Below are 9,105 nucleotides of genomic sequence, written 5' to 3'. Positions count from 1 at the left end.
GTACGGGGGCTTTACCAAACATGGATGTTTGGTAAGAGCCCCCATGGAAGGGTTCACGGCGCCCCCCGTACCCCCGCACCCGCCGGCCCTGCGCGCAGAAGCCCGCAGACCAGGGCTCTGGCGTTTGACTTAAGCAGCTACCGCCGATCCGCCATCAAATTGTCGAACGTCTCGGTGTAATCCTTGAACTGCGGAACACGCGTCACCAGGTCCGGCGGGATCGGCTGCATGCCCGGCGGTACCTGAATCTTCACCGCGCGCTTGTCCGGGTCGTACGGGGCATCGGTGAGCGTGTTCTGGCGCAGCACCTGGAGCTGGCCGAACATCTGCTGCAGCAGCGCGTGCTGGCTGTCGTCCAGCGGAATTTCGATCTCGTCGATCTTCATGTGGCCGTTGGGCAGCACGATGATGTTCGGCGCCGGTGCGCGGCGCACGGTGACCATGCCGTCGCTGACGGTGATCTTCGGCTTGCTGCGCTCGGCGCGGTGGTTGCGGTATTCCTGGTCGCAGCCGGTGGCGGCAAGGCAGAACAGGGCCAACAGCAGGAGGTACAGCTTCTTCATGGCCGGCAGTGCACAAAAAAGGGGAGGGCTAGTGTAGCCCTCCCCCCGTGCAGCGGGCCTGCCTGCGACCGGATGTCGCAGGTGGCGATGGCTCAGTTGTGGCAGTCGTCGATGTCGCTCTGGTCCATGCTGGCGTACGGTTTGAATTCCGGCAGCGCCGCCGCCAGGGCCTGCTGCTTCGCCATCATCGTCGGCAGCAGCTCGCACAGCTGCTTGGCGCTGGCTTCGATCTTGGCCGCTTCCGCATTCACCCGCTCCTCGATGCCCTGCGTGTCGCCGGAGAACACCCCGCGCAGGGCTTCGCCGGCCGCCTTCACGCCCAGGCTGGCACCGGCCACGCCGATGTCCATGCCTGCGCCGGCCAGCTTTTCCACCTGCTTGCGGTAGTCCAGCAGCAACGCCCGCTGCTGGGCATCGATGGTGACCGCCTTGCCGTTGATCAGCAGGTCACCCTGCGGGGTGATCTCGGCCTTGTCGTTCTGGTCGTTGGAAATCTTGATGTTGCCTTGGGCGATTTCCACCCGCGCCTTGTCCGTGGCGTCCTTGACCTTCCTGCCGATCGAATCGGCATCCACCACCGGCTTGCCCGTGGCCGGGTCGGTCTTGTTCGAATCGGTGTTGCTGCAGGCCGCCAGCGGCAGGCACAGCAGCAGGGTGGGCAGCAGCAGTCGCAGGTTCATGGTGGGTCTCCGGTTACTTGCCGCGCGGCAGCTGTACCTTGCCGCGAACGCTGTCGTGCGTGATGTCGCCGCTGCCGCTGTTGGCCACCGTCAGGTCGCCGCCGACATCGCGGACCGTCACATCGCCCGAGCCATGGCGCTCGACCTTGACGCTGCCACCAACGCCGCGGGCTTCGAAATCGCCCGAGCCGATGTTGCCCAGGGTGGCATTGCCCTTGACCCCGCGCAGGTCCACGTCACCCGAGCCAACCGTCTTGATGTCGACATTGCCGCCGACGCCATCCAGGGTCAGGTCGCCCGAGCCGATCGTGCCGACCGTGACATTGCCGCGCAGGTTGCGGGCGTTGAAGTCGCCCGAACCCACCGACAGCAGGTTGAGCGCACCGGCGCCGTCGAGCTCCACATCGCCCGAACCGATCGCCGCCGTCACCAGGCCCTTGATGTCGCGCAGCTTGATGTCGCCCGAGCCGACGTCGGCACTGAGCGAATGCGCGCCGGTCACGCTGGCATCGCCCGAACCGACCTTCATCTGTACCAGCACGTTGTCCGGGATGGTGCCGCGCAGGTCCAGGTAGGCGTAGCTGTTGCCGCTCATGTTCCAGCTCAGGCCCTGGTTCTCGCGCTGCAGCTTCACCACCAGCTTGTCGCCGACCTTCTGCTGGGTCACGGTCAGCTGCGGCAGCCAGTCTGCATTGGACGCGCAGGCACGTCCGCCGAGCTGGGCAGCGCCGGGACCGGCCTGCAGTATCAGGTCATGCTGGTTGACCTCGAACACGATCGCCTTGGCGCCCGCCACGTCGAGCTTGAGATCACGCGGGGCGTTGAACTTGCACTGCGGCTCATCGGCCAGTGCGGTCAGCGGCAGCAACAGCAGGGAAGCAACGGCTAGCTTGCGGATCATGGGTGGATTCCTCGACGGCAGCAGGGTCAGATTTCGCCGGCGCGGCGGCGCAGGCGGATGGCGATGAAGATGAACACGGCACCGGCAGCCGCGCCGATCCACAGCTCCGGCAGGGCCAGCGCGGCCAGCTGGCTGGCCGGCGACAGCGCCGCGGCGACGTTGTCGCTGTCGCGCATCACCGATTGCAGCTGGTCGGTACGGTAGAACAGGTCGCTGCCCGGCAGCGTGCCCAGCAGCAGGCGGCCCACGATGTGCTGCCAGAACCAGCCGCTGGTCATGTCGAACAGGTTCATGATGCGGGTGGTGCTGACGATGATCCCGGCGAACAGCGGCAGCATCACCGCCCACAGGAACGGCTTGGACTTGGCCAAGGCCGACCACATCAACAGCCAGCCCACGGTCGGCAGCGCCCACAGCAGGTACACCGGCAGCCAGGACAGGTGGCTGGCGACGAAGGCCAGCGGGCTGGCCGGGCCCCAGATCAGGGTCAGCGGGTTGCCGCCGTGGGTCAGCACGATGACCGACAGGATCGCCATGAAGCCGAACATGGTCAGCACCGAGGCGATCACCGCGATGACCGGGGCCACCAGCAGCGCGCTCAGCGCCTTGGACAGCACGGTCTGGGTGTCCGACAGCGGCAGCGACTTCCAGAACAGGATGCTGCGGTCGCGGCGGTCGTCGTACAGCGCGCCCAGGCAGTAGAAGAACACCACGAAGGCCAGTACCACGAACGGCCACAGCGAGCTCAGCACCAGGGTCGCATCCAGCGCATTGCCGAGGTCGGCCATGCCCTTGGCATCCATGTTGGCGGTGAGCAGCTTCAGGTCCAGCCCGTTGATGCTGATGTTGGTGTTGTCGATGTGCAGGTCGCCGCTCTGCGCGGCCCGGCGCAGGCCCCACAGGCCGAGCAGGATGCCGATCAGGCTCATCACCAGCGAAATGCCGCCGGCGATCAGCGGTGCCCACAGGAAACCGCCGCGGTTTTCCCAGTACTCGCGCTTGAGCAGCCACTTGAAGGTGCTGGCCTTGCTGATGGGGTGGAAGTGGACGGTGTTCATGCGTAGGTTCCCTTCATGATGGCCACGAACAGATCCGCCAGCCCCGGGCTGCGGATTTCGCCAAGCGGCGTGAGCTGGGCGCGCGGCACCCCGTCGAACAGCAGCACGGTCTTGCCGAACGGCAGGCTGCGCTCGTCGATCGGCTTCAGCGCACGCGCCGCTTCCAGCGTTTCGGCCGACACCAGCACTTCGGTGTAGCGCTCGCCGACGTCTTCCATGTCGGTGGTGAGCACGATGCGGCCGTCGCGGATGAACATCACGTCGGTGAGGATGTGTTCGATCTCTTCCACCTGGTGGGTGGTCACGATGATCGTCTTCTGCTCGTCGAAATAGTCTTCCAGCAGGCGCTGGTAGAACTCTTTGCGGTACAGGATGTCCAGGCCCAGGGTGGGCTCGTCCAGCACCAGTACCTTGGCGTCGATGGCCATCACCAGGGCCAGGTGCAGCTGCACGATCATGCCCTTGGACAGTTCACGCACGCGCTGGCGCGGCTGCAGCTTGGTGGAGGCCAGGAAGCGTTCGCAGCGGGCACGGTCGAAGCGCGGGTGGACCCCGGCCACGAAATCGATCGCCTCGCGCACCTTCATCCAGCGCGGCAGCACCGCCACGTCGGCGATGAAGCACACATCATTCATCAGCGCGTTGCGCTGCACGGTCGGGTCCAGGCCCAGCACGCTCAGCTCGCCCTCGACCTGGGTCAGGCCCAGCAGCGCCTTGAGCAGGGTGGTCTTGCCCGCGCCGTTGGGGCCGATCAGGCCGGTGATCCGGCCCGGGGCGATGGTGAAGCTGGTGTTGTCCAGCGCGAGGGTGGATTTGTAGGCCTTGCGCAGGCCACGAGCGGAAATGACGACATCACTAGCAACGGCATTCATGAGGATTTCCCCTGGGGCAGCAATTCGTCGAGGTGCAGGCCCAGGCGCTGGATGCGCTCCAGGACCAGCGGCCATTCTTCATTGAGGAACCGGTCGCGCTCGCTGCTGCGCAGCTGCGTGGCCGCTTCTTCGGTCATGAACATGCCCAGGCCGCGGCGCTTTTCGACCAGGCCTTCATCGGCCAGTTCCTGGTAGGCGCGCGAAACGGTGATGGGATTGAGCTGGTACTCGGCGGCCACCTGTCGAACCGAAGGCAGCGCGTCGCCGGGCTTGATGATGCTGTCGAGCATCATGGCAATCACGCGTTCTTTCAGCTGACGGTAGATCGGAGCACCATCGCTCCATTGGATATCGCTCATGGTCAGCTCCGTGGGTTCAGCGACTGTGCGAATGAGAAGTAAGGCATGGACAGGGAGCTGTGCAGCCGGCGGGGAGGCGTGGGGGCGCCGTCGGCGTTCCCTGCCTGGATGACGCCTGCGTCCTGCGGGCTTTCAAACGCACCGGTGGCGGTCTCGCTGCCACGGTCACCGGCGGGGATGCTGAACCAGCCCAGCAACAGCAGCGCGGACGCGGCTGTAAGGGCTTTGGCGGAGTGGTGGCGCATGCGGTTCATGGGCTTCCCCTGCATCAGGTGACTGGTGTTGTATGCAACTATAACACCGGCACAGCCAAGTGCAATACCCGACATGACCCAACTGATGGCAGGGGCAAGACCGGAACTGAATGCGCTATTCAACACATTGATATTAAAGGCATTAATAGTATTGCAGCACGGCAAATCCGGTCCGTAAGTATTCAGCGCCGTGACGGCCATGTGCGTCAACCGCGTAGTGAAACCCCCGGTGATATAGTCCGCCTGCCCCTGCAGAGCAGGGATTCCAGCACCTTTCCCGGAGTTTCCGATGCCCCAGTCCCAGCGTGTCCCGTCCCCGTTCAACGCCACCCGGGCACGCGCCCGCCGCTGGGGCAGTGGGCTGCTGCTGGTCGGGTTGCTGGGCGCCGGGTCCGCCCAGGCGGCCGATCTGCTCGATCTTGATTACCGCCCGCTGGCCGGCAAGACCGAGGTCAACCTGGAAAAGCAGTACGGCGGCAAGGTGCTGCTGGTGGTCAATACCGCCAGCAAGTGCGGTTTCACCCCGCAGTACGAGGCGCTGGAAGGGCTGCAGACGAAGTACGCCGCGCGCGGCTTCTCGGTGCTGGGCTTCCCGTCCAATGACTTCAAGGGCCAGGAGCCGGGCAGCGAGGCCCAGATCCAGGAATTCTGCACGCTTACTTATGGCGTGAAGTTCCCGATGTTCCAGAAGGTGCAGGTCACCGGCGCGGAAGCCACGCCGCTGTACCAGCGCCTGACTGCGGCCACCGGTGTGGCCCCGGGCTGGAACTTCCATAAATACCTGCTGTCGCGCGATGGCCGGGTGGTCGCGCAGTTCCCCAGCAAGATCAAGCCCGATGATCCGGCGCTGGTGGCGGCAATCGAACGTGAGCTGTCCGTCGCGCCCGCCAAGCGCTGACGTCCTCGACATCTCGCACGTGCGTGCGACAATGATCGCTTTCGCGCCGACGTCGGCGTCCAGTCACTTCCAGGAAAGCAGCAAATGAAGATGGGAATGCGCGGCGCCGCGGCGTCGGTTCTGATTCTGGCGATGGGTGCCACCGGTACCGTGATGTCGCAACAACCGGCCGCAGGCGCGGCCGCCAAGGAGACTTCTGCTTTGACCTCCCAGCGTGAAAAAGTCGGCTACGCCATTGGTATGGACGTGGCCAAGTCCTTCGAGCCCATCGCCGACCAGATCGACATCGTCGCCCTGCGTCGCGCAGTGACCAATACCTTCGAAGGCAAGCAGCCGCTGATCACCCAGGAACAGGCGCAGAAGACCGACCAGGCGCTGCGCATGGCGATGGCCGTCAAGGCCGGCCAGCCGATTCCGGGCATGGCGCCGGGCACCGCGCCGCCGAAGGTGGACCGTGAACAGGTCGGCCTGATGCTGGGCAGCTACGCCGTGGGCCCGTCGCTGGCACCGCTGAAGGACGCAGTCGACCTAGACGCGCTGTTCGACGCCGTGCAGACCGCGTTCGCCAAGGGCACCCCGAAGATGACCGCCGAGCAGGCCCAGGCCACGATGGAAGGCTTCATGGCCGCCCAGCAGGCTGAAATGCAGGCCAAGGCCGCTGCCCAGGGTGAGACCAACCGCCGCGCCGGCAATGACTTCCTGGCCAAGAACAAGACCCAGCCGGGCGTGGTCACCACCGCGTCGGGCCTGCAGTACCAGGTCATCCGCCCGGGCACCGGCGAACGCCCGTTCGCCACCAGCAAGGTCAAGGTGAACTACGAAGGCAAGCTGCTCGACGGCACCGTCTTCGACAGCAGCTACCAGCGCGGCCAGCCGATCGAATTCGGCCTGGACCAGGTGGTCAAGGGCTGGTCGGAAGGCGTGCAGCTGATGCCGGTCGGTTCCAAGTACCGCTTCTGGATCCCGGGCGAGCTGGCCTACGGCGAGCAGGGCACCCCGGGTGGCCCGATCGGTCCGAATGCGACGCTGAGCTTCGACGTCGAACTGCTGGGCATTGCTCCGTAAAACGGAACTGGAGTCATCACGGACATGCGCGTCTCAATCTTCGGTACCGGCTACGTCGGTCTGGTCACGGGTACCTGCCTGGCCGATGTCGGCCACCAGGTGGTCTGCGTCGATATCGACCAGGCCAAGGTCGATGGCCTCAACAACGGCGTCATCCCGATCTATGAGCCGGGCCTGGAGCCGATGGTCAAGGCCAACCATGCCGCCTCGCGGCTGGCCTTCACCACCGACGCCGAGTCTGCGATCGCGCATGGCCAGGTGATCTTCATTGCCGTGGGCACCCCACCGGACGAGGACGGCAGTGCCGACCTGCAGTACGTGCTGGCCGTGGCCCGCACCATTGGCCGGCACATGCGTGTGCCGACCGTGGTGGTGAACAAGTCGACCGTGCCGGTAGGCACGGCCGACAAAGTCCGTGCCGCCATCGCCGAGGCGCTGGCCGAGCGCGGCGAGGAGATCGCCTTCGACGTGGTCTCCAACCCCGAATTCCTGAAGGAAGGCGACGCGGTGGCCGACTGCATGCGGCCGGACCGCATCGTGATCGGTGCGGCCAACGCCGAGTCGGTGGCGCTGATGCGTCGCCTGTATGCGCCGTTCAACCGCAACCACGACCGCGTGGTGGAAATGGACGTGCGCTCGGCAGAGCTGACCAAGTACGCCGCCAACGCCATGCTGGCGACCAAGATCTCGTTCATGAACGAAATCGCCAATATCGCCGAAAAGGTCGGTGCCGATGTCGAACAGGTCCGCCAGGGCATCGGCTCGGACCCGCGCATCGGCTGGCACTTCATCTACCCGGGCGCCGGTTACGGCGGCTCGTGTTTCCCCAAGGACGTGCAGGCGCTGGCCCGCACCGCGCAGCAGTACGGGCATGAGCCCAAGCTGCTCAATGCGGTGGAAGCGGTCAACGATGCGCAGAAGGGGCACCTGTTCCAGCTGATCCAGCGCCACTACGACCGTGGCGAGGATGAGGGCGTGCGCGGCCGCACCTTCGCGGTGTGGGGCCTGGCCTTCAAGCCGAATACCGATGACATGCGCGAAGCCTCCAGCCGCCGCCTGCTGGCGCAGCTGTGGGAGGGCGGTGCCACCGTCCGCGCGTACGACCCGGAAGCCACCGACGAGGCCCGCCGCATTTTCGGCGAGCGCGACGACCTGGTGTTCTGCGACAGCGCCAATGCGGCGCTGGATGGCGCCGATGCGCTGGTGGTGGTCACCGAATGGAAGCAGTTCCGCAGCCCGGATTTCGCCCACCTGCGTGAAACGCTGAAAGATGCCGTCGTGTTCGACGGCCGCAACCTGTACGACCCGCAGGAGATCGAAGCTGCGGGCCTGGCCTACTACGGCATTGGCCGGGGACGTTCGCTGCATGCATGATCCAACCCCCACCGCGCGTGAGCAGGCGCTGGAAGCGCGCCTGGTCGAACTTGAAATGCGTGTGTCCTTCCAGGAACAGGCATTGGCCGAGCTGAGTGAAGCCCTGGCCGATGCCCGCATCGAGGGCAGCCGCAACGCGGACCTGACCCGCCTGCTGCTTGAGGACCTGGGCAAGGTCCGCAACGCGCTGTATTCCGATTCGGGCGAAGAACCGCCGCCCCCGCACTACTGATCGACCCAACGTCATGAGCGATACCCTCCGCGACCAGCTGCTGGGCCTTGGCTTCAAAGCCGCGCCCAAGCCCGAACGCAAGCCCGATGCCCGCCGTGATGGCCGGCCCTCCAACGCGCCGCAGGGTGCCCGACCGCAGGCAAAGCCCGGCGAGGGCGCACGTGGGCCGCGCGATGGCCAGCGCCCGCCGCGCGAGGGCGATGCCCGCCGTGGCCCCCAGGGCAAGGGCCGCCCCGGCGGCGGTCAGCGCCCCGGCGGCAACGCACGCCCCGGCCAGGGCCAGAACCCCGGCCAGGGCAAGCCGCGTTCGCGCGAGGACATCGACCTGGCCAAGGCCTACGCGATCCGGGCGCAGAAGGAAAAGGACGACCGCATCGAAGCCGAGCGCCTGAAGCAGGAAGAGGCGCGCGTGCGCCGCGAGGCCAAGGTCAAGCTCGACGAACTGCTCAAGGACAAGGCGCTCAACGATGAAGCGGCCGACATCGCGCGGCACTTCCCGTACGGCGGCAAGATCAAGCGCATCTACGTCACCGCCGACCAGCTGCGCCAGCTCAACGCCGGCGAACTGGGCGTGCTGCAGAGCACCGGCCGCTACCTGCTGGTGACGGCGGCGGTGCTGGACGAGGCTGAAGCGATCTTCGCCCCGGCCGTGGCGCTGCGCGTGGACCCCAACGCACCGGCCGAAGACGACCCGTACGCCGATCCGGCCTACCAGGTGCCTGACGACCTGGTCTGGTAAAAGAAACGGGTATCGACCCACGGTCGATACCTACCTGACGGGATGAATGCGGTAGCGGGCCGCCCGGGGGGGGGGGGGGAAAGTGTGTGTGTGTCGGGTTGGCCAATTCG

12 protein-coding genes are annotated in these 9,105 nt (G+C 66.0%); 5 read left to right on the top strand and 7 right to left on the bottom strand.

The window, feature by feature from the left end; genetic code table 11:
- Positions 1-137 precede the first annotated feature (137 nt).
- The 7 genes from QMX79_RS18290 to QMX79_RS18260 all read right to left on the bottom strand — a co-directional run bounded on the left by QMX79_RS18290 (position 138) and on the right by QMX79_RS18260 (position 4,888).
- A complete protein-coding gene (locus QMX79_RS18290) occupies positions 138-563 on the bottom strand; it encodes a hypothetical protein (RefSeq protein ID WP_282248044.1) in 426 nt (141 codons plus the stop codon).
- Positions 564-655: 92 nt separating this feature from the next.
- The gene (locus QMX79_RS18285) at positions 656-1,243 is read right to left on the bottom strand and encodes a DUF2884 family protein (protein WP_282248043.1); all 588 of its coding nucleotides are present in this window, start codon (positions 1,241-1,243) and stop codon (positions 656-658) included.
- A gap of 13 nt (positions 1,244-1,256) precedes the next feature.
- Positions 1,257-2,144 carry a DUF2807 domain-containing protein gene (locus QMX79_RS18280; protein ID WP_282248042.1) on the bottom strand — a complete coding sequence of 296 codons (888 nt, stop codon included), beginning with the start codon at positions 2,142-2,144 and terminating at the stop codon, positions 1,257-1,259.
- Positions 2,145-2,170: 26 nt separating this feature from the next.
- Positions 2,171-3,202 carry a hypothetical protein gene (locus tag QMX79_RS18275; protein ID WP_282248041.1) on the bottom strand — a complete coding sequence of 344 codons (1,032 nt, stop codon included), beginning with the start codon at positions 3,200-3,202 and terminating at the stop codon, positions 2,171-2,173.
- Positions 3,199-4,074, bottom strand: coding sequence for an ABC transporter ATP-binding protein (locus QMX79_RS18270; RefSeq protein WP_093532528.1), 876 nt, complete (start codon positions 4,072-4,074; stop codon positions 3,199-3,201). The genes QMX79_RS18275 and QMX79_RS18270 overlap by 4 nt, the downstream gene beginning before the upstream one ends.
- A complete protein-coding gene (locus QMX79_RS18265) occupies positions 4,071-4,433 on the bottom strand; it encodes a GntR family transcriptional regulator (protein ID WP_070209529.1) in 363 nt (120 codons plus the stop codon). The genes QMX79_RS18270 and QMX79_RS18265 overlap by 4 nt, the downstream gene beginning before the upstream one ends.
- Before the next feature lie 2 nt (positions 4,434-4,435).
- Positions 4,436-4,888, bottom strand: a complete 453-nt coding sequence (locus QMX79_RS18260; protein ID WP_282248040.1) for a hypothetical protein — start codon at positions 4,886-4,888, stop codon at positions 4,436-4,438.
- A gap of 88 nt (positions 4,889-4,976) precedes the next feature.
- Here QMX79_RS18260 and QMX79_RS18255 point away from each other — a divergent pair, with 88 nt between their 5' ends.
- The 5 genes from QMX79_RS18255 (at position 4,977) to QMX79_RS18235 (ending at position 8,995) form a co-directional block, all read left to right on the top strand.
- Entirely contained in the window at positions 4,977-5,585 is a 609-nt protein-coding gene (locus tag QMX79_RS18255; RefSeq protein ID WP_282248039.1) for a glutathione peroxidase, read from the top strand.
- An 84-nt stretch (positions 5,586-5,669) separates the two neighbouring features.
- Positions 5,670-6,650 (top strand): FKBP-type peptidyl-prolyl cis-trans isomerase, encoded by a 981-nt coding sequence (locus QMX79_RS18250; protein WP_282248038.1) that lies wholly within the window; start codon positions 5,670-5,672, stop codon positions 6,648-6,650.
- Between the two features lie 24 nt (positions 6,651-6,674).
- Positions 6,675-8,024, top strand: coding sequence for a UDP-glucose/GDP-mannose dehydrogenase family protein (locus QMX79_RS18245; protein WP_282248037.1), 1,350 nt, complete (start codon positions 6,675-6,677; stop codon positions 8,022-8,024).
- Positions 8,017-8,256 (top strand): SlyX family protein, encoded by a 240-nt coding sequence (locus QMX79_RS18240; RefSeq protein WP_282248036.1) that lies wholly within the window; start codon positions 8,017-8,019, stop codon positions 8,254-8,256. The genes QMX79_RS18245 and QMX79_RS18240 overlap by 8 nt, the downstream gene beginning before the upstream one ends.
- A gap of 13 nt (positions 8,257-8,269) precedes the next feature.
- Positions 8,270-8,995 (top strand): DUF2058 family protein, encoded by a 726-nt coding sequence (locus QMX79_RS18235; RefSeq protein WP_282248035.1) that lies wholly within the window; start codon positions 8,270-8,272, stop codon positions 8,993-8,995.
- Positions 8,996-9,105 lie beyond the last annotated feature (110 nt).

Source organism: Stenotrophomonas sp. PS02300, assembly GCF_029959395.1.
In the GTDB taxonomy this organism is placed as follows: domain Bacteria; phylum Pseudomonadota; class Gammaproteobacteria; order Xanthomonadales; family Xanthomonadaceae; genus Stenotrophomonas; species Stenotrophomonas maltophilia_AD.
This window is presented reverse-complemented; position numbering and strand designations above follow the sequence as displayed.

Excerpts from the sequence above, each read along its gene's own strand:
- QMX79_RS18275 (WP_282248041.1), bottom strand. The coding sequence starts at position 3,202 with ATGAACACCGTCCACTTCCACCCCATCAGCAAGGCCAGCACCTTCAAG.
- QMX79_RS18290 (WP_282248044.1), bottom strand. The coding sequence starts at position 563 with ATGAAGAAGCTGTACCTCCTGCTGTTGGCCCTGTTCTGCCTTGCCGCC.
- QMX79_RS18240 (WP_282248036.1), top strand. The coding sequence starts at position 8,017 with ATGCATGATCCAACCCCCACCGCGCGTGAGCAGGCGCTGGAAGCGCGC.
- QMX79_RS18255 (WP_282248039.1), top strand. The coding sequence starts at position 4,977 with ATGCCCCAGTCCCAGCGTGTCCCGTCCCCGTTCAACGCCACCCGGGCA.
- QMX79_RS18260 (WP_282248040.1), bottom strand. The coding sequence starts at position 4,888 with ATGGCCGTCACGGCGCTGAATACTTACGGACCGGATTTGCCGTGCTGC.
- QMX79_RS18280 (WP_282248042.1), bottom strand. The coding sequence starts at position 2,144 with ATGATCCGCAAGCTAGCCGTTGCTTCCCTGCTGTTGCTGCCGCTGACC.
- QMX79_RS18250 (WP_282248038.1), top strand. The coding sequence starts at position 5,670 with ATGAAGATGGGAATGCGCGGCGCCGCGGCGTCGGTTCTGATTCTGGCG.
- QMX79_RS18235 (WP_282248035.1), top strand. The coding sequence starts at position 8,270 with ATGAGCGATACCCTCCGCGACCAGCTGCTGGGCCTTGGCTTCAAAGCC.
- QMX79_RS18285 (WP_282248043.1), bottom strand. The coding sequence starts at position 1,243 with ATGAACCTGCGACTGCTGCTGCCCACCCTGCTGCTGTGCCTGCCGCTG.
- QMX79_RS18245 (WP_282248037.1), top strand. The coding sequence starts at position 6,675 with ATGCGCGTCTCAATCTTCGGTACCGGCTACGTCGGTCTGGTCACGGGT.
- QMX79_RS18265 (WP_070209529.1), bottom strand. The coding sequence starts at position 4,433 with ATGAGCGATATCCAATGGAGCGATGGTGCTCCGATCTACCGTCAGCTG.
- QMX79_RS18270 (WP_093532528.1), bottom strand. The coding sequence starts at position 4,074 with ATGAATGCCGTTGCTAGTGATGTCGTCATTTCCGCTCGTGGCCTGCGC.